At 57.0% G+C, this 24646-nt stretch carries 17 protein-coding genes; 9 read left to right on the top strand and 8 right to left on the bottom strand.

Annotated elements, in window-relative coordinates; genetic code table 11:
* Positions 1-30: 30 nt before the first annotated feature.
* Together Mal15_RS18010 and Mal15_RS18005 are read right to left on the bottom strand one after the other, a co-directional pair.
* A complete protein-coding gene (locus Mal15_RS18010; RefSeq protein WP_147869042.1) occupies positions 31-2463 on the bottom strand; it encodes a prolyl oligopeptidase family serine peptidase in 2433 nt (810 codons plus the stop codon).
* Positions 2464-2787: 324 nt separating this feature from the next.
* Complete coding sequence (locus tag Mal15_RS18005) at positions 2788-3351, bottom strand: hypothetical protein (protein WP_147869041.1); 564 nt, start codon at positions 3349-3351, stop codon at positions 2788-2790.
* Positions 3352-3721: 370 nt separating this feature from the next.
* On the opposite strand from Mal15_RS18005, the gene Mal15_RS18000 reads away from it, so the two are divergent.
* Positions 3722-4480 (top strand): N-acyl amino acid synthase FeeM domain-containing protein, encoded by a 759-nt coding sequence (locus Mal15_RS18000; protein ID WP_147869040.1) that lies wholly within the window; start codon positions 3722-3724, stop codon positions 4478-4480.
* On the opposite strand, the gene Mal15_RS17995 is transcribed toward Mal15_RS18000, so the two are convergent.
* The 4 genes from Mal15_RS17995 to Mal15_RS17980 form a co-directional block, all read right to left on the bottom strand.
* The gene (locus tag Mal15_RS17995) at positions 4477-7518 is read right to left on the bottom strand and encodes an efflux RND transporter permease subunit (protein ID WP_147869039.1); all 3042 of its coding nucleotides are present in this window, start codon (positions 7516-7518) and stop codon (positions 4477-4479) included. The two genes, Mal15_RS18000 and Mal15_RS17995, sit on opposite strands and share 4 nt — an antisense overlap.
* Positions 7515-8792, bottom strand: coding sequence for an efflux RND transporter periplasmic adaptor subunit (locus Mal15_RS17990; RefSeq protein WP_147869038.1), 1278 nt, complete (start codon positions 8790-8792; stop codon positions 7515-7517). Before Mal15_RS17990 ends, Mal15_RS17995 begins: the two co-directional genes overlap by 4 nt.
* A 297-nt stretch (positions 8793-9089) precedes the next feature.
* Positions 9090-12158 carry an efflux RND transporter permease subunit gene (locus tag Mal15_RS17985; RefSeq protein WP_147869037.1) on the bottom strand — a complete coding sequence of 1023 codons (3069 nt, stop codon included), beginning with the start codon at positions 12156-12158 and terminating at the stop codon, positions 9090-9092.
* Entirely contained in the window at positions 12155-13411 is a 1257-nt protein-coding gene (locus Mal15_RS17980; RefSeq protein ID WP_147869036.1) for an efflux RND transporter periplasmic adaptor subunit, read from the bottom strand. Before Mal15_RS17980 ends, Mal15_RS17985 begins: the two co-directional genes overlap by 4 nt.
* Before the next feature lie 501 nt (positions 13412-13912).
* Between Mal15_RS17980 and Mal15_RS17975 the strand changes: the two genes are divergently transcribed.
* The 8 genes from Mal15_RS17975 to Mal15_RS17940 all read left to right on the top strand — a co-directional run bounded on the left by Mal15_RS17975 (position 13913) and on the right by Mal15_RS17940 (position 21625).
* Positions 13913-14704 (top strand): N-acyl amino acid synthase FeeM domain-containing protein, encoded by a 792-nt coding sequence (locus Mal15_RS17975; protein WP_147869035.1) that lies wholly within the window; start codon positions 13913-13915, stop codon positions 14702-14704.
* A 337-nt stretch (positions 14705-15041) separates the two neighbouring features.
* Positions 15042-15830 (top strand): N-acyl amino acid synthase FeeM domain-containing protein, encoded by a 789-nt coding sequence (locus Mal15_RS17970; protein WP_147869034.1) that lies wholly within the window; start codon positions 15042-15044, stop codon positions 15828-15830.
* A gap of 336 nt (positions 15831-16166) precedes the next feature.
* On the top strand, positions 16167-16850 hold the full coding sequence (locus Mal15_RS17965) for a LuxR C-terminal-related transcriptional regulator (protein ID WP_167546896.1): 684 nt from the start codon (positions 16167-16169) through the stop codon (positions 16848-16850).
* Positions 16851-17287: 437 nt separating this feature from the next.
* A complete protein-coding gene (locus Mal15_RS17960) occupies positions 17288-17635 on the top strand; it encodes a helix-turn-helix domain-containing protein (protein WP_147869032.1) in 348 nt (115 codons plus the stop codon).
* A gap of 198 nt (positions 17636-17833) precedes the next feature.
* Complete coding sequence (locus tag Mal15_RS17955) at positions 17834-18514, top strand: N-acyl amino acid synthase FeeM domain-containing protein (RefSeq protein WP_147869031.1); 681 nt, start codon at positions 17834-17836, stop codon at positions 18512-18514.
* A gap of 161 nt (positions 18515-18675) precedes the next feature.
* Positions 18676-19908: a beta-ketoacyl-ACP synthase II gene (gene fabF / locus Mal15_RS17950; RefSeq protein ID WP_167546895.1), complete on the top strand. Its 1233-nt coding sequence runs from the start codon at positions 18676-18678 to the stop codon at positions 19906-19908.
* Between the two features lie 42 nt (positions 19909-19950).
* Positions 19951-20316 carry a hypothetical protein gene (locus Mal15_RS17945; RefSeq protein ID WP_147869029.1) on the top strand — a complete coding sequence of 122 codons (366 nt, stop codon included), beginning with the start codon at positions 19951-19953 and terminating at the stop codon, positions 20314-20316.
* 205 nt (positions 20317-20521) lie between these two features.
* Positions 20522-21625, top strand: coding sequence for a hypothetical protein (locus Mal15_RS17940; protein WP_147869028.1), 1104 nt, complete (start codon positions 20522-20524; stop codon positions 21623-21625).
* Between the two features lie 152 nt (positions 21626-21777).
* On the opposite strand, the gene Mal15_RS17935 is transcribed toward Mal15_RS17940, so the two are convergent.
* The gene (locus tag Mal15_RS17935) at positions 21778-22833 is read right to left on the bottom strand and encodes a PEP-CTERM sorting domain-containing protein (protein WP_147869027.1); all 1056 of its coding nucleotides are present in this window, start codon (positions 22831-22833) and stop codon (positions 21778-21780) included.
* Between the two features lie 640 nt (positions 22834-23473).
* The gene (locus Mal15_RS17930; RefSeq protein WP_147869026.1) at positions 23474-24580 is read right to left on the bottom strand and encodes a M14 family metallopeptidase; all 1107 of its coding nucleotides are present in this window, start codon (positions 24578-24580) and stop codon (positions 23474-23476) included.
* Positions 24581-24646: the final 66 nt, after the last annotated feature.

Raw genomic sequence — 24646 nt, 5'->3', positions numbered from 1 at the left:
TCAGCACGCGATTAGCTCACGTCGACACCGTCACCTTGCCCCGGGCCGTAACTTCTCCACAAAAAACGCCCGCATCCGCCGACGCCCATACGTTCCTCCATCGCTGTGCCCCATCCCGGGAATCATCAAGAACTCGAAATCCTTGTCCGCCTTGACCAGCGCGTCGACCAACCGATAGGTCGATTCCGGAGGCACATTGCTGTCCAATTCCCCGACCACCAAGAACAGATCGCCTTGCAAACGTTCCGCGTTCTCAAGATTACTGTTGAGGGCATAATGCTCGCCGACCGGATAGCCCATCCATTGTTCGTTCCAAGACGCCTTGTCCATGCGGTTGTCATGGCAGCCACACGAGGCATACGCGGCCTTGTAAAACTGCCCGTGAAACAGCAATGCTCCGCATGCGTTTTGGCCGCCGGCAGACGTCCCGAAAATTCCGACGCGCGACAAGTCGATCGCCGGATATTCCTCTTTCGCGGCCTTCATCCAAGCAATCCGATCGGGGAACCCTGCGTCTTTCAGATTATGCCAGCACACATCGTGAAACGCCTTGGATCGATTGGCCGTCCCCATCCCATCGATCTGCACCACCACGAACCCCAGGTCCGTCAGCTCCTTGTAGCGGGCCGCATGCGAGTAGCGTTTGGGAACATGTGAATCGTGCGGGCCCGCGTAAATTGCCTCGATCACGGGATAGTGGTTTGTCAGGCTCGCGTCATAATCCGCGGGGAAATACAGATTCCCCCAAATCTGTGTCTCGCCGTCTCGCCCCGCTGCGTGAAAGACCTTCGGTGCTGACCAGTTGGAGGCGTCGTTGCCAACCCGCTCGGCACGCAGCAACTCCGTAATCAATGCACCGTCGTCTGCCCGTCGCAATTCGTGGACCGGCGGCGAGTCGACGCGACTGTGCGTTGCGACGACGAATCGCCCATCGGGCGAGAACTGAACCGAGTGGTCACCGTCGGATTCTGTGATCGCCACCAAACCATCGTCATCCAACCCGACGCGGACAAGGTGCCGATGGTACGGATCCTGGCCGTCATAGAACTCACCAACCAGTAAATCCAGCGTCCGAGCGTCCTCGTCGATCCGCACGATCTCCCGTACCAACCAATTCCCTGACGTGACTGCACTGAGGGCTTCCTCGTTCCTTGAGTCATTTTCCCCCTGGGAAGGGTGAGCGGAGCGAGGAGACGGCTCGCCTTGGTCTGTATTCTTCTGCTCCGTATCTTCTTCAACCTTGTCTTCCAAACCCACCAGATACAAATGCCGGTACCCGCTGCGCTCGCTCGCATAGATCACTTCATTGGTCGTTTCCAGGTAAGTGAACATCGGCACGTGCGGCCCATGCGTCGACCAGACGAATGTCTGTGACGTTTCATCCACGACGGTTCGCGTCGTTTGGTTGATGGGGTTGATCACAAACAGCCGCACACGTTGATGTCCCCGATCCACCTTTTCGATCGCGAGTTTGTGAGCTCCGAACCAATGAACATGAGGGCGTCCGAAATCGATTTCCGGCAAGTCGGTCTGAAGACGTTCTCCGGATGCGGCATCGAACACGAACAGTTCATAGACGTCGTATTTGTCGCCCGGCAATCGATACGGCCGGGATTGAACCTTGGCGCGCCCGCCGCTGGACGGAGACGACTCGATGGTCACCGTTTCCGGCGGCTCGTTGCGTTGGACTTTCCAAGCGGCGACGAGCATTCCATCGGGCGACCAGGACGGCGAAACAATCTCATGGCCGTCGACGGCTCCGAAGTCCAATTCGACCCAGCGCGTTTCATCTGCGTCTGCGACTTTCAATCGCAGCCCCGCCGGCGATCGCCGGAACGCGGATTCACCATCGGGCGAAGGCACCGGTCCCATCGCTCGGTCGGTTCGCCCACGACGGCGGCGCGGCATTGAAATCGGTTTTGGGGATTCGAATTCGGTCTTGATCCGGGCAACGGTGGGCGGTGACTGGGCGATCGTGCTGCCGAAGAAGCGGTCATCGGACGATTTGACCGCCCAGGCATGGCCGGCGAACGTGTGTTGGGAACGCGTCTGGCCCGGTGCGAGCTGGCCGTATTGCCGAAGGTCTCCGTTGGGTTCAATCCAGTACAACGCCACCGTCGTGTCCGAATCGTTCACGAACTCGACGCTCGTCTCCATTGCCGACGGTTCCGAACGCGGCAACGGGCCTCCGCGAAGCACCTTGCCGTCGCCGGCGATGGAATTCTGGTCTACCGCGCTGATCGCACCGGTCGCCGCATCCACCGTGCGAACGGTGACCCCGCCCCCGGCAAGCTGTTCGGTGAAGGTGAAATGGGTCGCGTCGGTCCAGTGAACGTCGATGCGTTGGTTGATGGTCCGGCTCCGCCCCGTTTCGATTGGTTCAGCCGCCGAAAGCGATTGAAATGTTACGTGGCCACACACACCCAAAAAACACAAGCCGAAAATGTAGACTGAAAGACGCAACGCAAAGCCCTCGAAAGCCTAGGGGACGAATCGACCGAGCCCGCATTGTAGCCCCGTGGTCCAAAGCCGCACGCCCCACCGCCATGCCGCCCCCCACCCCTGCCAGCACGACGCGTGAGCGAGTGGCCCACGCCGGGAGCGGGGTGGGCCCACGGGCCGCTCGCTGACCGGCCTGTTGATTTAATCAGCCGTTTGGCGCGAGCCTACGGGCGCCTGAGCGTTTTCTTGGTGCAGGAAGCCCGTACGCTCGCGCGAAACGGCTGATCCCACGTGTGACCGGACTAAATCAACAGGCCGTGACGCTTCCCGCTGGCATTGGCAACTCTAGCCGGCGCGTTTCATTGGTGGTTGTGTCGCAAGGTTCAAATAAGGTCGATCGCAATGGACCATCACAAACGGGATCACACGTCGGAACTTGTGCAAGTTCCTTCGCCTCGGCCCGAACGTCCCCATTCCTAAGAACACCGATTCGCTGACGCGTCGCACTTCCCCCCGCAGCCAGCAGATCGGCCCCCAGTTTCTGTGGCGGTAATCGAGAATGAATGAATCGCCCGGGACGACCAATGAATGATCAATCGACGTGTCCATTGGCAGCAGCGCCCTGCGATCTTCGACGGTTCCGAAAGCGTTGTAGCCTTCGCCGCAAGTGTCCGAGATCGGTCGAAACGCCTTGCCCAACCAAGGGCCCTTGGACCCGAACAGCGTTCTCGTCAGAAAGGTTCCTAGCGGATCGCCCTGGTCGAGCAGTTGAGCGTCGTATTCCCCAGCCAAGTCAGCGATCGAGGGCGTTGGCAAATCCCAATAGAGCATCTTCAAGCGAAACCGATCCAACCGCATCAATTCAGCGAGCTGTTCTTTTTCTGGCGGCGACAGAGTTTCACCAAGCATTTCCACGATTCCAGAACGCGTTTCGGAGGCCAATCACAACCGGCCCCCCGGAATTACCAAACATTCCCCCCGAAAATCAACGCCGAGAATTTCGACGCCGTCGGGAGCGTGGTGGACTCCACGAGCCGCTCGCTGACGCTTCCCGCTGGCATTGATTCCCACGCGCTGCCCGACGCGTCAGCGAGTGACCGCTATCGCAAACGCCTCGCATGATTTTGACAGCGCCCGAAATGCGACGTAGGGTCCTGAGGGAGATGTGTTCTCATCGCAGCATTTGCGCTGACGCGCCCCCCAAACGGTCGGGTCTCGCCCGCTTGATCCGGTTTTCAAACCGGAATGACCTTCAACTCCCTCGTGCTGTTGTCCAACCATGTCCCCCAGTCATCCGAAACCATCACTTGCCCAGGCGATGAGCGAGCGGATGTCGATCGATGGTGTGACGTACAAGATTGCGAGTTGCCGCGAAGAACGCGAGGACGCGTTTCGGCTGATTCATGACGCCTATGTCAAATCGGGCTTGATGACGCCAAACAAAGCGCGGATGCGGGTCACACCGTATCATCTGTTGCCGACCACCGATGTCTTCATCGCCTATCACCAGGGGAAAGTGATCTACACATTGACCTTGATCAGCGACGATCAAATGGGAATGCCCATGGAAGAGGTTTATGGGCGTGAAGTGGAACAGCGGCGTTGTGCAACCGGTGCCTATTTTGCCGAAGTCTCGTGTCTAGCTAGTCGTACCGGCTATTTCAATCGCAACCGCATGTTCAATGTGTTTGTGCAACTGGCCGCATTGATGGTGCAATCGGCTCGAGAAAACGGCGTCGAAAGGCTGCTGGTGGCGTGCAGTCCTCGGCATGCCCGGTTTTACCAGTGCTATCTGGCATTCTCGCAGATCGGAGATCAGAGGGTTTACGGACAGGTTCGCAACAAACCGGCCGTCGCGCTCGAGCATGATTTCGCAAAACTCGATCAAGAATCTTATCCGCTCCGTGATCGCATCTACGCCGCTCCGCTTCGGCATTGGGAACTGTACCACCAACCGATGTTGCGGGAAGAAGCATTCTACTTCAGTGAAGTCGCCGGTCTGTGCGCCGAGCACTTCCCGCTGGAAGCTGTCAGCTAAACGGTCGTCGACCTGTCGCCGCCGAGCAACAGATAACATGCCGGGGTGAAACCGAGCGCGACCACCGTCGCTCCCACGATCCCTCCGGCGATCACGATCATCATCGGCGGCCAAAAATCACCTCCGCGAAGGATCAGTGGCAGCACGCCCGCGACGGTCGTCACTGACGTCGTCAACACGTGTCGCGTCGCAGAGAACACGCTTTGCGGAATCGTCCGATAGTGCGCCGCCCCCGCTTTGCATTCGCTCAAGATCACGATCGAATCATTGACGGCCAATCCCAACAATCCCGCGACCCCGATGATCGCAACGATTCCGATCGGATAGCGAAACGCCCACAAACAGAACATCCCCAGCCCGACCGCAAGGGTTGCGACCAACAGGATGATGAACGCCAGGCGAAAGGAACCGAACGTCAACACCAAAACGGATGCCATCAGCACGAGTACGATCGCCGAGTACGCCAACAGGTGTCCGACCGCGGAGTCTCGTTCATAGCTGATCCCGCCGAAGTCGAATCGATAGCCCGCGGGCACCGAGAACCCCGATTGTCGCATCTCCTCCTTGAACGCGTTTTCGATCTGGATCGGCAGCGTACCGGCTTGCGTGTAAGCATAGACGATGTTGCATCGCCGAGCGTTGCGGCGGTAAATGCTGAACGTCTGCTCGTCGATGGTCCATGTCGCCAAACTGTCGACCGTTGTGGCGCGTCGAGGTGTTGTTTCGGTGACGATCGGCAGCGTCAAAACCCGCTCCGGCCGCAACTGCTCCGCACCGCTCAGCCGAACGCGAATGGGAATGCTCTCCATTTGCTCGGTCATTTCCGCGACCACAATTCCATCCAGGTAGTCACGGATTTGGCCGGAGATCCTCTCGTCGTCGAGTCCGAGCGGTTCCGCTTCGGTCTGGCTGATCGCCAAGGCCAAGTGCGGGCCGCCCGCATCGAGCGACATTCGCGTATGGATGATCCCGGGGACTTCCATCAGCAGCGTCTGTGCTTGCCGTCCCAAGTCGGACAGTTCTTGTAGTGACGAACCATACAGCCTCAGCTCAATCGGAGCCGGCGCGGGCGGTCCTTGCTCGATCAACGTCACCACGCACTGCGCCTCTGGGAGTTCCTGGTCCAAATCCCGTTGAATGTCGTGGACCAAATCCAAGGGAACCGACTCGGACGTCAACTGAACAAGTCCCTGTGCAAAGTTGCTGCGGTTGTCTTCCAATCCGACCATGCTGTAGTGCAACTTTGGGGCACTGCGGCCGACAAAGAGTGCGACCTCTTCAACCGTCGAATGCCGCATCACGATGTCGCGAGCCCGTTTGGCAATCCGTTCGGTTTCAGCAATCGAGACGTGTGTTGGTAGCCGAACGGAAAAGTGGAATTGGTCTCGCTCCGCGGCCGGAAAGAATTGTTCGGGGATGGAGCGGGCGGCCAGGAGCCCGAACCCGGGGACGATGACGGTCAATAGGATCACTGCCAGCGGTCGATGCATGCCAAAACGAAGCAGCGCCATGTAGAGTTGACTCGGATGGCGCCGGGAAACATCGCGGACATCGCCGGCGGGGACGAGACACCACGCCGCCAAGACCGGAACGATGGTCAGTGACAGGGTTAGCGATGCGATCAAGCTGGCGATCACGCTCCAACCGAGCTGTTCCATGAACTCACCCGTCGGGCCGCCGATCAATAGAATCGGTGTGAATCCGAGTATGGTCGTGATGTTGGACCCCAGCAACGGAGTCGTCAGATGTCGAACACTTCCCCGGCAGGCGTCGCGGGCCACGTCGCCATGATTGAGACGCCGCTGAAGATCATCGACCACGATGATCGGGTTGTCGATCAACATGCCGATCGCCAAGATCAAACCCGCGATCGACATTTGATGTAGCGAGATACCGAACGGAATCATCAACAGAAAGACGACTCCCAAGGTCATCGGCAAAGCCGCACAGATCGGAATCGCCGCACGCCATCCCATCATCAAACAGACGACCACCACGACCAGGGCCAGCCCAATTCCGAGACTTTGATAAAGGTCCGCAGCTCGCTGATCGGTGTAGGACTGCTGGTCAAAGATGGCCGTGATCTCCAGCCCCTGTGGTAGGATCGCCTGGAAGTCGGAGAGCGCCTCCTGTTGTGAGAACGTCCAGCCCGAGATCCCGTAGGCCTCGTCCATGCGGGTCGCGACAACGACCGCACGCCGTCCTTTGACAAACGCCGATTCGCTCCGCGGGAATCGTTCGCTGCGTGAAACGTCGGCCAGATCACCGAGCGTCAGCTGACGCCCCGCTCCGTCGCTGCTGACAACGATCTGGCGGACCGAATCCAGGTCGATCAGGTCACCGCTTGAGCTGACGGGCAGGGTGTAGCGGTCCGATTGCGACATCGCGTCGAACCCTTCGGAGTCCCTGGCGCGAATCCGATTGGCGATTTCGGCCGCCGGCAGTTTAGCGGCTGCGATTTCGGATTCGTCGATTTCGACCAACACCTCCTCGACCGGCACCCCAAACACTTCGGTGAATCGTGTTCCGGGAACAAAACTCAATCGATTGTTCAGTTCTTTGCCCCAACGGGCCAGGATTCCCGGTGGCACGGGGCGGTCGGAGTCTCCGTGCAACGCCACAATCCGGGTGTGGGCTCCCCATCGGGCCTCGTCGACCAAGAGGGGGACGCTCGCGCGGCGCGGAAGTTTGTCGGCGGCCTGAGCCACTTTGTCTTGGATTCTCAGCCAGGCTTGCTCGACGTCTTTGACCTCGTCGGTCAGTCGAATGAAGACCAACGAGACGCCTTGCAACGAAGCCGATTCGATCGAGCGAATCGCGCCGGCTTCGCGCAAGATGCGTTCCAGCGGCTCGCTAACCAGAGACTCCACTTCCACCGGTTCGGCGCCGGGCAGTCGGGTGGAAACATATCCCCAACGCACCTTCGAAACGGGATCTTCGCGAGTCATCCGCGTACTGAAACCCGCCATGCCGCTGACCGCAATCATGGTCAACACCAGAATCACCAACCGCGGATCGTCATACAGGCGACGTATCATCGGTGCATCTTGGCGAGACGCACTCGCATTCCCGGAGAAAGTTTGTGGACGCCGTCGTTGACGACCAACGACTGATCCGGCAATGCCGACACGACATAGACGCGGTCACCGTCGGTGTGAATCGGCGTGACGTCAAACTTCTCGACGTCATAGATTTCAGGATCCGAATCGCTTTCATGCAGACGGTAACAGGACCAAAGCCCGCGGATGCTGGCCACCAATGCCGACAGCGGCAGTTCGACGCAGTCCGCCTCAACGCGTTTCTCCAAATCCAAGGTGCAGACCATCCCCGGAAGAACTCGCTCCTGTGGCGCCGTTTTGAGTGGGATCACCACGTCCACGGTCCGCGACCTGCCATCAACCCGCGGAACCTGAACGATGTCACCGGTCGCATAGCGTTGATTGCCGACATGTACGCAACTGGCCTGACTTGCCGTGGGCAGTTGCGGTGCGGGAACCGCAAAACGTGCCTGCAACGCGTCGGACTCGTTCAGTTCCAACACGACTTCTCCCGGCAGCAGCGCGTCGCCTTCGTCATGAAACCGGCCCACACAAATCGCGTCGAATGGAGACACCAAGGTCGATTTGGACAGTCGAACGTCTAGCAGCTTCAGCTCTGCATCCGTGCTCGCGACCCGGCTGACCTGTGCCGAGATGTCTTCCTCGCGACTTCCCGCTTTCAGCTCGTCGAGCCTCTGGCGGGCTTCTTCAAGCGCGAAACCCGCGGATTCGTGCAACGCGACGGCTTGATCGTAGGCCGAACGCGAAATCGAACCGCCCGCGACGACTTTCTCCGCCCGCTTTCGATCCGAGGCAGCGAGTTTGACCTCGCTTTCCAGCCGACGCACCTTCGCCAACGCGGCGGCAATGATCTCCTTACGTTCCCCTTTTCTCAGGCGGTCCAAAACCGCTGACTCGGCCGCGCGACGCGACAACAGGACCGCCTTTTCAGCTTCCAGAATCGAGGTGTCCAGCCGGGCGACGACGCTCCCCGACTGAACCACGCTGCCCTCGTCGATCGCTACCGATTCCAACCGGCCGCCGAATTCAAACGACAAGGCGGTCATGCGGACCGGCTCCAAGCGTCCGTAGTAGGTGGCGGATCGAACAAATGATGTTCGCCGGCAAACCACACTCGCCGAAACAGGCAAAAGGGCGGGCCGAGAATCGACAGCCGACCTGGCGACGTCGCGGCCACATCCCGCGGTCAGAACGAGAATCGCAGCCAAGGCGACCTGCAGGATGACGGTGTGCGAAACAGAAATAACAGCCACTTCAGGATGGATCGGAACCGATTGCCGGTAAATAGCGACGCGAACGCAACGGTCGCATCATCATTCATACCTATTTCCTGGGCAATCCATCAACCACGATCGAACCGATGAATGCTTTGTTCGCCTTGCGTTCTTTCGGGTGGTTGCAGGTTGGCCCGCAGGGTGGTCGGCTGATTCAGGGTCTTCAGCAGCGGCCAGCCTTGCCAAAACGCTGTCATTCGCCCCGTTAAGCATCCGACTCAATCCCGCCGGGGGGCCGGAGGTGGAACGACGACGGTGTGACTCCGGGCACGGACATCATTGCGTTGCGCGACTCTTCCGGGTCAGCCAGACGTAGCATGCCGGCGTGAAACCGAGGGCGATCAACGTCGCTCCGACGATTCCCCCGGCAATCACGATCATCATGGGAGGCCAGAAGTCGCCCCCCGCAAGGATCAGTGGCAAGACGCCGGCGACCGTGGTCACAGATGTTGTGAAAACATGGCGAGATGCGCCCATGATACTGTGCGTCACATCCAGTTGTTTCGACGCATCGGATTGGCATTCACTTAAAACGACGATCGAATCGTTCACGGCCAAGCCGACTAATCCCGCGATCCCAATGATTGCCACGATTCCGATCGGATACTGAAAAACCCACAAACTCGTCAGTCCCAAACCGACCGACAGGCTGGCAACGCAGACGATGATGATCGCCAGTCGAAAGGACCTAAACGTCACGACGAGCGTTGCAAACATGAGCATTCCAATGACCAGAGAATAGGCCATGAGGTTGCTTACCGCGGAATTGCGTTCGTGGCTGATGCCGCCGAAATCGTATCGATACCCCGGAGGAAGTTCTTTGGCAAGCGTCTCCCATTTGTCCTTGAACTTCTCTTCGATAGAAACGGGAAGACTGCCTGCTCTGGTGTACGCGTAGACGATGTTGCAGCGACTGGAGTTGCGTCGGTAGATGCAAAACTTCTGATGCTCCACAGTCGGCTCAGCCAACGCGTTGATCGGCACCAGCTTTCGCAAACTCTGGGTGGCCACCAAAGGCAACGACACGATCCTGGCAGGATGACTGGTGGCGCTATCGGTGAGTCGGACGCGAATCGGGATCTCTTCAATCCCTTCGCTCATCGATGCCATGACCAATCCGTCAAAGGAATCGCGAACCTGCTGCGAGATGGATTCGCTATCCAGGCCGGCTTGTTCCGAGTCGGTTTGACTGACCCGGATTCCAAGGACCGGGCCACCCGGTTCATGGGCCATGCGAGTATGGATGATACCCGACTCCTGCATCAGCAATGACTGGGCTTCGCGGCCCAAGTCGTGCAACTGGTCAAGCGAGCGACCGTAGATCCGTAGTTCGATCGGAGCAGGGGCTGGCGGTCCTTGCTCAATCAGCCGCACGATACATTGAGCTTCGGGGATTTGTCTGTCAAATTCCGCTTGCAGTTTGTGGATCAAATCCACGGGGACGCGATCCGTTTTTAGTTGGACCAAACCTTGTGCGAAATTGGGACGGTTGTCCTCCAGCCCCACCATGCTGTAGTGCAACTTGGGAGCGCTTCGCCCCACAAAAATCGCGACTTCTTCGACTTCAATGTGCCGAAGAGTGATCTCGCGGGCACGCATGGCAACTTGCTCTGTTTTCGAAATCGATGCGTGTGTCGGAAGACGTACCGAGAAATGGAAGTGGTTCCGTTCCGCCGCCGGAAAGAATTGCTCCTGCAGAGCTGGGGAAATGACAAATCCGAAGCTGCAGATCAGCAGCGTCGGGGCAATCAGCAACATTGGAGTCCGCAGCGTTGATCTCAAAACGCGGCGAAGAACGCGGCTCCAAAGTCCTCCTGATTGACCGTCGCTTCTTTTGGCTTCAGCAATGGACACCGGTGTCGCATTCGGTTTCAAGCAATACGACGAAAGAATCGGTATCAGAGTCAGGGAAAGGACCAGGGACCCTAATAAACACGAGATCACCGACCATCCCAGCTGTTGCATGAATTCTCCGGTGGGACCGCCCAACAATAGAATCGGCGTGAATCCGAGTACGGTTGTGACGTTCGATCCTATCAGCGGGCCTTTCAGGTGACGAACGCTTTCGCGATAGGCGGAGACATGGTCGAGTCCTCGATCGAGGCGTCGTTGCATGTCGTCAACCACGATGATCGGATTGTCGACCAACATTCCCAACGCAAGGATCAATCCAGCGATCGACATCTGATGCAATGCCGCGTCAACGGGGATCATCAGCGTGAACGTGATCGCCAAGGTGAGCGGCAGCGCCGCGCAAATCGGAATGGCGGCACGCCACCCCATCATCCAACAAATCGTGACGACAACCAGAATTATGCCGATCCCCAAACTCTTATAGAGCGACGCGGCGCGGTCGTCGGTGTATTTCTGTTGGTTGAACACGATCGCCAATCCCAGCTGTTCTGGGAGCGACGCGGCGAACTCCTCTAGCACCGCGTTTTGCGCACGCGTCCACGAATCAATTCCGTAGGAATCGTCCATCCGAGTCGCAACGACGACAGCGCGGCGGCCGTGGATAAATGCGGACTCACGTCTCGGCTGACGCTCGCACCGACGGATGGTGGCTAGATCGCCGAGCCGAACGTGCCGATTTCCGTCTCCGTTGAGTATCAAGAGGTCGCCGATGTCCTCCAAAGCCCGCAAGTCTCCCGAGAGGTCGACCGGCATGGTGTTCGGACCCGACTGAGACGTCGAATCAAGCCTGCCGGAGTCACGGGCGCGAAGGCGATCGACGATGTCACGCGTCGTCAGCCGGGTCGACGCAATGGTTGCCTCATCGATTTCGACCAAGACTTCTTCTTCCGGCAATCCGAACAACTCGGTGAATCGGGTCCCAGGAACAAAGCTCAGGCGATTGTTGAGTTCCTTCGACCAACGCGCCAACACTCCGATCGGCATCGGCTCCGGCGAGCGCTCGTACAATCCGACGACTCGCGTATGGGACCCCCATTGGCGTTCATCGACCAGAATAGGAGCGCTCGCGCGGTCGGGAAGCTTGCCGGCAACTTGTGACAGTTTGTCCTGGATTTTCAGCCACGATTGGTCAACGTCGGTGGCTTCATCGGTCAGGCGAATGAATACCAGCGATACGCCGCGCAAGGAGGACGACTCGATCGACCGAACCGTTCCTGCTTCGCGGAGTGCCTTTTCAATCGGTTCGGACACCAGCGATTCGACTTCATGGGGTTGAGCACCTGGGAATTCTGTGGTGACGTATCCCCAGCGAACACGCGATTTCGGGTCCTCCCTTGATTTCCGCGTGCTGAACCCGACGAAGCCCGAAACCGAGATCAGAGCAATCGCCAAGACGACGAGTCGTCGGTCGACGTCCGGCCGACGATTCATGGATCAACACCCACGACACGGACCAACATTGAAGGGGTCACTTTGTGTCCCCCCTCGTTGACGACGAGCGAGCGCTCTGGGAGCGTCGCGGCAACGATGACGTGTCTGCCATCGGTGTAGATGATTTGAACGTCGTATTTCTTGACCGAATAGACGTCGGGTTCGCTTGCATGTTGCTGAAGTACGTAGCACGACCAAAGCCCGCGAGCGCTGGAAATCAAAGCGGAAAACGGAAGCTCAATACATTCAGAATCAACGTGTCGTTGAATCGACAGTGTGCAGACCTGCCCGGGCAAAATGCCGTCCTCGGCACCGACCTGGATGGGGAAAATGACGTCAACGGTTCGCGTTGCTTCATCGACTTGCATCACTCGACGGGCACCTGAGATCGAATACTCTTGTCCATTGATCTGCAATGATTCGGTGTCGTCGATGCTTTTTATATTCCGTCTGGCAACGGCAAACCTCGCTTCCAACCGGTGCGATTCGTTGATTCGTAAGACCGGCTGGCCGGGAGCGAGTGCCGCACCCTCATCGACAATACGTCCCACGCAGACGCCATCATAGGGTGCGGTCAGCGTCGACTTTGCAAGCCGGATTTCCATCAGTTCAATGCGCGCATCGGTGGCCGCAAGACGTCCTTCTTGGGCCTGGATGTCTTCGATTCTTGTCCCGGCGGAGAGTTCTTCGAGTTGCTTTCGGGCTTGTTCAAGTGAGTGGGCTGCGGCTTGGTACGAGAACAAAGCGGCATCGAATTCCGCTTGTGAGATCGAACGCCCCGCATGTGCCTTTTCTGCGCGAGCCTTTTCGGAGGCGAATCGCTCCAATTCGACTTCCAAACGATTCACTTCCGCTCGCGCCGCAGCAATCACTTCATCCCGCTCTCCGCGCTTGAGACGTTCCAGGACAGCGGCCTCGGATCGACGCTGTGCCACCAGCTCGCTCTTCTCGGCTTCGAGCAGTTTGGTGTCCAGTCTGGCAACGACGTCTCCGGCGGAAACCCCATGCCCCTCGTCCACTGACACTTCATTCAGCAGTCCGGCGAACTCGAACGAGAGTTCGGTACGCCGTGCCGGCTCGATCCGCCCATAGTAGTTGATGGTACGAGTGAACGACGGCTGATGCCCCACAACCACGGCCGTGACCGTGACAAGCTCTGGCTCAGTGTGGCTGTTCGACGCATTCTTCAGACAGCCAACAGACATGCACACGACGCCGATCAGCAACATGCGGAGGGAAAGGGGGACGAGCATGCCGGCGGAGATCTGAGCGTGTCAGGTGAACTTAAAAAAAACAACCAAGCATCTTGCTCCAAAACCACGAAGCTGGCAACGACTTTCACAGGTGCCCGCTGAAAATGGGCGAATCTCACTAGCCTGGAAGACGGGCGGATTCGCACGCATTTCGCGTTCCGGCCCCTAGAGGGATCGTGTTGATTTCGCACTCAATCTCGCGGGGTCCCACTCGCCCTGCAACGGTGCGAAGCCCCCCCGAAATGCCGTTCGCATCGCCACAAATTGACGATGACATCTTGCCGCTGAATTTGATATCCGGCTTAAAGCGGATCGCTAAGCCAAAGCGGCCTTTGCAATCGCAGCCGGAGGAGAGGTTGCAACGACGTGGTGATTCGCTAGTGAGTACGAGATCGCACCGTACAAATGTATACATTGCGATGTCGACTCCAAAGTGTGCGATGATTCAGCACGACAAATCCTGGATCACTCCGGCCGGTCCTGAATACTCATCGATTCCCCATGAACAATAGAAACGTCATTCCGCTCTCCGATCGAATCGCGTCCCCCCGATCCCGCAGCCGCCAAGTCGATGCCGATCAGGAAAACGTGATCTCGATTGATCGAATCTCGTATCGGATTGCGCGCAGTCGAATGGATTACGCCGGAGCATTCAGCCTACTACAGCGCCGTTATGTTGAGACAGGATTGGCGACTGACGTCACTGCAACGCTGCGCGTGATGCCGTATCACTTGTGGCATGAAACGCAGGTCTTTATCGCCGAGCAACGTGGCGAAGTGATCGCGACAGTCAGCCTGACCCGCGATGGCGATCGCAAAGGAATTCCGATGGACTCCAATTTCGCGGGAATCACCTCGCGGCTTCGAGCCGAACAACAGACGTTTGGCGAGGTCTGTGCGTTGACGGTCACGCCTGAACGCAGTCGATCCTCCGGTGAAATCTTCGGCCAACTGACGCGTCTGATGACGTTCTTTTCGCGGCGTATCGGGTTGGACGTGCTGGTGGCGATTGTCCATCCGCGGCACGCCAAGTTCTACCGGCGAGCGATGGGGTTTGAACCGATTGGTGACATTGAGGAGATTCAGCAGGTATGCGGGCAGCCCGGACTTCCGATCCTTTGCAGAATCAACGAACGAAGTCGATTCCATCCCCGGTGGAGAAACTTCTACTTTGAAGGAAACTTCAGCGATTCCGAGTTGGATCCGCACCGGCTCAGTCACTCCGATAGCTCCTATTTTCAAGAGTTCTTGCCGTCTGTCGAAAAAACTTTGATTCATCGACGGACTGCTTAGCAGCCCCTCTCGAAGAGCGTTTTTGCCACCGATTCTGTCGAATGGCCGCACAATCTTGTTTGCCCCCCGAATCTGTAGGTCCAGGATAGCCTGGCGATTCTAGGCCTCCCGTCGCATCATTGCGAAGGGTGGAAATCGTCATGATCGGCAGATTCACCTTCTCGGACCCCAGGTTCTAGCGATTGTTGGGTCGAGATGATTTGCCGATCGCAAGTCGGGGACAGGCTCGACCTAGAGTTCTTGTGGATCGGCAGTGACTGAGCTGCCACTTGCCCAATCAGATTTTCGCAAACGGATCGCTCTTCTCCAACTTTTCCGCATTGATCTCGGTTCAAATATGTTCATCTCGGTTGCCAGCGAACGTACTAGCACCAGTGAAGACGGCCAACTGCACCTTTCCATCGCGCGATCACGTTCTCATCTGGAACAGGCCTTCAAGCTGGTTCACCACTCGTATGTCCAAGCCGGACTTCAGAAACCGAACCCATTGGGGATGCGTCTCCTGCGACAGCATTTTCTACGCGAGACGGACGTCGTTGTCGCCACGATGAGTGATGTGGTGGTTTCCACGGCAAGCATGATCGCCGACAGCGATCTTGGGCTACCGGCAGAAACGATGTATCGAAAGGAAATCGATGAGGTTCGTAACCGTGGTTTGCGGCTGGCCGAGATCGGTTGTTTGGCCGATCGTCGTGATGCGAAACTGCGGTTCATTGAGGTCTTCCGCTTCCTTTCTTGTCTGATCGCTCAAGCCGCCGTAAGTCGAGCATACGACGGTTTGATCGTTGCGACTCACCCGCGTCACGCCCGATTTTACATGCGGCAACTCGGGTTCCGGCGAATCGGCGAGATCCGTGAATGTCCATATGTACAGGGAAGTCCGGCCGTGCCACTCCTTTTTGATTTTGAAGAGCGACGCGGAAGCGCCGTCCATGACTTCCTGTTCCAGCAACCGTATTCGCCTGAGGAATTGGCCCCCTACGTTTGGGACGAGGAAACGCGAGCACACTTCTATGCGGCGTTGACTCAGCTTGACGAAGGAGGCGAGAAAAAACTCGAGAGGTCGGGTGTGGGACCAGTGTTCAGCCTTCCAGTACAGTCGCCAACAGTTCAGCATTTTAGCTGACGACACCCCTCTGCAGGGCCGCGATGGGTCTCCTCTTCGTCGCATTCTGCGCATGCGCCCAATTTGCCCCAGTAGGCGCAACCGCTATACTCACCGAGTCTTTTGCAAGTACATCCTTTGGGTGAGCATGGTTGGTTTGCTGGTAATTCTCCCCACATGGGACCGCACTTCAACGCCCTGGATTCGGGCGGGTGGCTGTCTCTGTGTCGGCATCTCTATCTCAATACGGGGCTGAAGGCCAAGGTACGCGTACTCATGTGGCGGCCTCGTTTCTTTCCGAGACGGGCCTCGAACTGGAGTGAAGCCCTTTGGTCAATCTCATTCATCGTGAGGCAAATGGAAAAGCGAAAACGTCTAGCAGTCTTTCACCGCAATCGATTGTTACGTGATTGTCTGAAGACCTATTTGGTCGGGACTGATCAACTTGACGTGGTTCCAGTGGATCATGGTGAATTGTCGTCTGTCGATGAGTTGCAGCATCTTGCCGCCGATGTCGTGTTGCTCGATCTGAACCTGCCCGACGGACTGTCCATCGCCATTTCGCGATTCCTCAAAGCCAACTCTCTCTCAACAAAGATCATCTTGTTGGTGCCCGAGCAGCACGATCAGCTTTTCGAATGCATCGGTGTGGGGGCGCATGGATGTGTGCTGGAGCAATCGTCGCTCCAAGACTTGTCGACGGCCATCACCCGAGTGCTCGCGGGGGAAGCGTTTTGCTCGCAAGAAATCGTTTCGAAGATGCTGTCTGAAATCGCACGGTTTAACCAAGGGACTGATTGGCAACCGCGTCCGCTATCGAAAGAAAAACGGTTGACCCCGCGTGAACATGAAGTGCTTGAATTGCTCAATGAACGAAAGAGCAACAAAGAAATTGCTGCCCAGCTCTCGGTGTCTCTCTTCACGGTGAAGAATCATGTGCGGAGTATTCTGGAAAAGTTCGATGCGGAGAATCGGGTCGAAGTCGTTGATCTGGCAAGGCAGCAAAACCAAGTGAAGTCGGCCCGCAATCTACCCCGCTGATAAACTCTGCTCGGGGGGCCGCGTCTACCTTGCCTCCGCGGCGAGGCCGGACGGGGGAAATCAGCCTGACGGTGAAGTCGAGGTGATTCAACGTCCGCTTCCCGTTGGTTCATTCCGATGACGTGGACGCGGTGCGGCAGTGAGTCGCAGTGGTCTGGTCGGTGAGCGATCTTGCTCGTGCGGATTGGCTTGTGCAGACGCTTGGTGGAACCGTGTTTCGTGCCGGTTTTTGCGGATCATTTGCTCGGTCGATCGGCGGAGGCGCTGTTCCTTGGTGCTAGGAGTTGGTGCCAAAGAGCTAGTTCTTTTATGCCCCGATTTCGTGTCAATTTTGATCCCTTTTTGGTTCTGGTGATCCATAGCAAAGACGTGCGTCTCCAACCACACTTTTGCCCGTCGTAGGGAATACGGCGATCAACCTGGAATCGGAACCATCTATGAAATCGACGCGCATCTTGCTCACGATCGAGCATCAACTCCACGCTCAATTGCTAAAGCGATTTTTGAATTCAGAACCCGAATTTGAATTGGTCGGAGAGGCACAGAGTGTTCTCGAGATTCTCGTGCTAATCAATCGCGAGAAACCCGATTTGTGGATTCACTCCTGGGAACAAAGTGCTGCCTTGGAAGGTGTCTTGTCCCACGTCTATGGCTGTCATCCCAATCTGAGTGTCGTGCGGTTTTGCCCGAACGAACAGGGCGGCTGCGCGCAGATCCAGTTGGATTCGTTAGCCACGTTCTTTGGCTTCGCCAAGTCGCTTCGTCAGATGGAAGAATCCGCCTGATCGTCGATGGCGAATTTCAATCTCATTTCTTTGTTCTCTTGTCTGCACCTTTGGGGGGATCCAATTGTGAGCATTTCGTACAGCAGTCACGAAGTTCGGGTTTCGGATCGGGTTAATCGTCGACACCACCCACTTGTCGTCGAGTCGGAGCCGCTCCAATACCGCGGCCGACGTGGCGGTGGGCTTGACCGCGATGGGATGACCGTCTGTCAGTCGACGGACGATCGGAGCGAAGCATTCTCGCTGGTCCATCGGATGTACCTTCGGACGGGGCTTACAGGCGACAACGTTCAAGGGATGCGAGTGATCCCGCACCACCTGCTCGATACGACCGATGTGATGGTGTCCAGGCGGGATGGGGTGGTCGACTTTACGGTCACATTGGTCCGCGACGGTGAACTCGGACTTCCGGCTGAATCTCTGTTTCCGGCGGAGATTGATTCGATGCGGTCTTGCGGAGTTAAGCTTGCCGAGGTGTCATGCATGGCCAGTCAATGCGATCGACTCACTCAACGGGAGCGTCTGGATATGCTGGTCAAGATGATGAGCTTGACAGTCCGGGTCGCCCGTCGCCGTGGTGTCGATCGACTGTTGTTGGCCGTGCACCCTCGCCACGCCAAAGCCTACCAAAAGATGTTCGGCTGCATCCCGTGCACCGACGTGAAACGCTACGACGCTGTCGAAGGCAATCCCGCGGTCCTTTGTTTGCACGACTTCGCCCGACTGGATCGCGAGCGCTATTTGTTCTACGACAGAATCTATGGAACCGAGCACGAACCGTGGAAGCTTGATGGACCGCGAATGACGTCGGCTGAAAAGGAGTATTTCAAGAAGAGAGTGCTGAAATCGGTGGACAGTTTCGTACCGATGGCTGCTTAACGCGGCGAGGTCACATCACGAATCATCGTTACGACCCTCCGAGTCCTACCACCGAACACCTCCATCTGGTATTGGATCGCAGCATTCGCACGACGTGGTGCGTCGTGCACGCGTGTGTGTCCTAATTTTCCCTAAGTCTTAATCGTACATGGGGAAAATTGATGCGTAGGGTAGTAGTCACAGGACTAGGGATCGTTGCACCAACAGGCGTTAACGTATCTGCTGCCTGGGAAACAGCGATCTCCGGGCGGTCCGCCGTAAAGGCAATTAGTCATTTTGACACGGCAGGCTTGCCCGTCACGTTTGCCGGCGAGATTACGGACTTCGATGCATCCGGTCTCTTGGGAGCTAAAACCGCTCGACAGACATCTCGATTCGTTCAAATGGCCAGCGTGGCTTCGAGCGAGGCGATTGCCGACGCGCAGATAGATGAGTCGGCACATGGACCTCGATGCGGATGCCTGATCGGTGTCGGAATCGGTGGATTTGGGGATATCGCCGAGAGTGCGCTGACCCTTGATCGCCGCGGTGTAAGCAAGATTTCGCCGCTCACGTTGCCGTATGCGATCCCCAATATGGCTTCAGGATTTGTCGCCATTCGGCATCAGCTCAAAGGGCCAAATTTCTCAATCGCTTCTGCGTGTGCAAGTGGTGCGCATGCCCTCGGTGAAGCGGCACGCCTGATTCGCGATGGCGAGGCGGACATGATGGTCGCCGGAGGTGCCGAAGCGGCGATCTGTCCACTTTCGATCGCGTGCTTCGATCGGATGCGCGCACTGAGTCGACGAAATGACTCACCAGAGTCAGCGTCCCGCCCCTTTGATGCCGACCGTGACGGGTTTGTCATGGGAGAGGGAAGTGGTGTGCTTGTGCTCGAAGAACTTGAGCAAGCTAAATCAAGAGGGGCGAAAATCTACGCGGAATTGGCCGGGTACGGAGCGTCCGCCGATGCCTTCCACATCACGACTCCAGGACCGAAAGCCGAGGGGTTGGCGCGTTCCATTCGAATGGCACTTGAGTCCGGACAGATCAACGCGGATCAAGTCGACTACGTCAATGCGCACGGCACATCAACCAAAACAAACGATTCGATGGAAAGTGAGGCCATTGAAACGGTGTTTGGGACGCACGCCGATTCTATCTCTGTTTCTTCTACGAAGGGCGTTACGGGGCACTGTCTTGGAGGCGCGGGCGGAATCGAAGCGGTCTATAGCGTTCTGGCTTTACACGAGAACGTCGTTCCGCCCACAGCGAATCTAAACAATCCGGATCCAGAATGCCCACTCGACTACACACCGCTCGTGGCGCGTGAACGACGGATTAACATCGCGATCTCCAACTCGTGCGGGTTTGGTGGTCAGAACGCATGCCTCGCATTTCGCAAGTTCAACTAGCCGTATTCCCTGGACGATTTGCCCCCCCTCGAGAACACAGTCATGACATCCAACAAACAGATCCAAAGAGGTGATCATCTTCAAGACCTTGTCGGTGATCGTCAGATGTCCACACGCTCCATTCGCTTGACAAAGGAGCGTGCAGTGTGTTGGTGCAAGCAGTTGAGTGAAATCCTGGCTGATGACAGTGATGCCTTTCCCGGCATCGCGGAATTTCGCGGCCTGCTTGAAGATGCCAGCTGGTTAGCCAACTGGAAACGCGAGCACGCAACGATCGAGATCTGCCGATCAAGCATTCCCGACCTCCTGAACGAGTTGCTACAGGTCAGTGAAACTGATCTAGCGACGGAGCGACCCTCGGTCTGTGAAGAAATCGTCCACACTTTGGGCAGCGATAGCGACGGATAGTGCCATGCTGACCGAGACTGGAGACGAGGGGCAGATTCGGTGAAACAGGTGTGAACCGCACAAACTTAGGTTCTGGATTGCCTCCTGCATGAAGTTGTCGTTGGAGGTGCAAATCCGTGTTCCCAGCGGTTCGCCCCATGGATTACCTCGAATCGGCGGCAAGCTGCTTTAACCGCTATTCTTCAATTCAAATGGCCAACATAAAATGAGTTCTGCAACTGTACTTTCCGAGGAGCTCGTGATGGATTCATGCGACGTGGTCGACGTGCTGCTGGAGGCTGCAAGTCTCGCCCCATCGGGTGACAATACACAGCCTTGGAAGTTTTCGGTTGATAGGGAGCGGCGGTCAATCGTGTTGGATATCGTCCCGGCTCGAGACCCTTCACCAATGAATGCCGGGCAAGGGATGTCAAGGATGGCCTTGGGGGCGGCGTTAGAGAACATGAGTCGCACAGCCGCATTCAACCGGTGGGATTATCGAGTCGAACCGCTGGAATTCGAAGGGCTGGTTCGCTTCACCGTGGAACGAGCCACATCAGAGCCAGGAACGATCGAAGATGTTGTCCGCCGCCGTGTGACCAATCGACGCGCCTATCAACAAATGACGTTGCCTCCCGATTGCTTGCAGCGTCTTTGCGAGGTGGGGCAGAGTGTTCAAAACGCGAAGGTTTGCTTGCTTACCGATCCGAGCTTATTGGGCGAGCTTGTAGACTTAATCTCGCGTGCTGACGCCATCATGCTCGGTACCAAATCGGTCAGGAATGGTTTTCTGTCCAAGGTGCGGTTTGATCGACCGATTCACGAGCCGGTTGAGGAGGGCCTGTCGCTCGGCTCATTGGAAGTTGCTCTTGCTGATCGCATTGCCCTGCGAGTTCTTAAATCACTTTCCCCTTCTGACAGTTTGGTGAAGCTGTTCGGGGGCCGCAGAGCTTTTTCTCGCGTCGCCAAGCGTTTAGCCGGCAGTGCGTCGGGATTCTTGTTGGTCTGCTCCACCGGCGACGGTGGAGAGCAGAGCGATGTAGACGTTGGACGCGCTTGGCAAAAAATGTGGCTTGGTTTCACCGAAGAAGGGCTTGCTGCTCAGCCCATGATGTCATTGCTGGTTCTGCAGAACATGCTCCGAAACGCGCCTGGCGAGTTCTCCCAGCCTGATCGCCAGACCGCCGAAAAACTGGTCAATCAGTTTAATGCGGTCGTCGCTTCATCGGGGGCATCTGAGGAGACCGTGGCTGCGATGATGCGATTCGGTAAAGCTTCGCCGCCAACGTCCCGGGTTGGGCGACTTCCGTCCGGGCAGCGTGCGGAATAAGCGTGACGGCGGCAGGCTGAAACGAGATGTGTTTCATAAAGTGGGCTTTTAGCCGACCGCAAAAACAAAAAAAGCTGGGCGGCTCGTGCAGCCACCCAGCTTTCAGGTTACTTCATTCAGCGTTGAATCTTACAACGCCCGGCAGTCTGCTTCTAACTTCGCTTTCTGCGGCGACCGCAAGCGACAGCGAATCCGACTGCGAAGATTGCCATGGAGGTCGGTTCTGGAACCGGAGCGGCGATCACGTAGTTCTCGCTGCTCAAGTCGGCGCTGAAGTCACCCGTCTGACCCGGCTGGCCAAATCCGACCGGCGAGTAGGTATCCCCTTCACCGGAGCCGTCCCACAAACCTGAGAAACCAGCCGCAGCTCCGATCGTGTTCAACACTGCAATTTGAGCAGGGGTGAGCGGGGTAACGGTGGTGTCTTGCGTCTGGTCAGTGAATGCGGCAATACCTTCGGCTGCATTCGGTTGCCCGACGATTGCCTCGACATTGCGGACAAAATCCGGGCCATCGAACGGTGCGATCCCCGGATCGACACCGGTGGGAACGAAGGCTTCGTCTTCGAGGAAGACGAAGACGCCAGCACCCGAGTTACCGGGGCCTGTCAGACCGCTGACGTTCACCTCACCCGCGGTCGCTGAAACCGGGCCGGCAACCGAGATGCCGACCGTGTTTCCGTCGATAATTCCCATTGTGGGGGCAAGGTCCCACTTCGCAACGACATCGTCGAAGTTGTAAGTCAGCGGATCTGCTTGGTCAAACGTGACGCCAACAGGTTGCCCGTTACGCGACGGAACCAGGAACAGAGATCCGGTCGAGAACGACGCAAATGCACCGCCTGGCAGAATTGTTCCCTCGATCGCAAAGATGAAGTGAGCGTCGCTGAACACCAAGCCATCGGGGAAGTCAACCGGAATAACGCTACCATTGATCAACTGGCTCAACGGAAGCGATCCCACCGTGCGGACGGTGCTGCCCGGAGCGAACGCAGCACCCCCGATTTGATTGGTCCACAACTGACCAGCAGCTGTACCAAACTCGGTGATGTGGTCAAGCGGAGGGTTTCCGCCGGTATTTCCACCTGCTCCGAAGGGACCTTCCATTTGGACCGTACCGTTGCTGGTGATGTAAGCAGCCTGGAGGCTGTTACAGCACATCGCCATTGCGGCGCATACCGCAAATGCGACAAAACGTGAGATTTTCATTTTTAAACCTAATCAAGATGTTAACTAGCTACACAAAACACAAAAGTCCGAAACGACTTGGTGCTGTGGCGGCTTGATCAAACCATCAAGATCAGGGGGAGGCGGGAGAAGTGCATTTTCAACGGCAAGTCGACCGGTCAGGAGAGGCGCGAATCTTGAGACGGACGTCTCGATGACTGCGGAAGCAGAGCTTCCCGAGCCGGCGAGCCCATCGACGCTCCCAGCTAGCGTGCTATCATCGCTCGCCGGAGCAACTCTGACGTGCTCCGAACCCTCCTCAGAAGCGTCCATTGCAACAGAAATGGCGTCGACAATGTCTGGCTCACTGCTCTGAAGCGGCAGGTAGACGAGTCCCCCGAACGAGCTTTCGCCCAGGAGTAATGTCAAACCGGCAATGGCGAGTAGTAAACGCATAAATCGCAGTCTAATGCCCGATTTTTCGAAAATCAAGAGTTTTTAGGGGAAATATTCACGAGGTACCGCCGGCAAGTCGGGCCTCGAAACCGCATCCACCACTGCAGATTTTTTCGCGGGATGGCCGTAGACCAGGCTGGAGGGAAGAAGACGCGACGATCAAACATCCGTTCAGAACACAAGTTGTTGGCGAGCTGCAGCCCGGATCGCTTTCTTGGCCAATGGACTACGGAGAAGTTCCCAACGAGTCGCTCGCCAAAGCCTGTTCCGCTTGACCGACGATCTTCAAACCTGAGGAGACGACGCCGTCGCGCCAGCGCAGGTCACTCGGGCAGAAGCATTCGGCAAGCTCCTTTTTCGCCATCCGGTAGATGTCGGAATCCTCGTGCGCGTAATGGTGCGCGCGATTTTCTGCGCGAATCGCACCGAGCACGCGAACGATGCTGTACGTCCCAAATTCTGCCGCGACGAATCGGAAGGTGCGGTCGCTAAATCGTTTCATCATCCAATCTCCAAACATTCCAGAAACCCGGTATGCAGTTCCGTTGGCGGTGGAGAGCGGTTCCACCGATTCCAACCCAAAGGTGTCGCGGTACCACGGGTAGGCGTCTGAGTGAAGCCCTTCGGCAAGCAGTAGTTTGTACCGCCCGAATTTGCCAAGTCCGCTATGGAAATCGATGTGGATGATTTCTCGAAAGGGACGAAGCCAGCTTTCGCAGTGATCGCGAATGCATTCAAAGGATTGTGAAGGCCCGTGTCCGCCAAAGAATATCCCCTCGGGGTAATCGTATTGTCCCCCCGCAACTGATTCCTTAAACGACGGGACCCCTCTGCGAAGAATGTTCCACAGCACCTTCAGCTTGTACGGTTCCATGCGCGAGGGCGGTGACTGCGGATTGAGAAAATGATTCATGGATCGGTATCCCGCTGGGGCGCCCGTGTAGTCGGAAGCAGCATTGTGAAAATTGCGATTCAGATCAATGTTTTGCTGGTCGAATCGACGACCTCGGGCGAAGCCGTAAGGGTTTACCGCATGAATCAAAACGTATCCGACGCGCGGCCGGTGTGGGCTGTTGGCGATACGTTCTAGGATCGCGAGTTGTACGGCCGACCCAAAAAAACCTTCGGCCCCGTGCAAGGCGGATGAGAGTAAAATCGCGCGGCTTTGGGAGGGGGCGATGGTTGCGACGTCGATCGTTAGATCATCCGTCCCGTCAGCATGAATCGGATAAGACAAAAGTGTGGCGCCCAACGACTCCGCCGACTTCCTAAACCGATCTCTCGCTTCCCAGTAGGATGCTGAAAAATATGGATTGGTTGTGTGAGCGTCCATGGTCGGAAAATCCAATCAGTGAAAAAACGTAGATTGAGCATCAGTTCCTGCGCCACTCGTGATCTA

It is taken from the genome of Stieleria maiorica (assembly GCF_008035925.1).
Taxonomy (GTDB): Bacteria; Planctomycetota; Planctomycetia; order Pirellulales; family Pirellulaceae; genus Stieleria; species Stieleria maiorica.
This window is presented reverse-complemented; position numbering and strand designations above follow the sequence as displayed.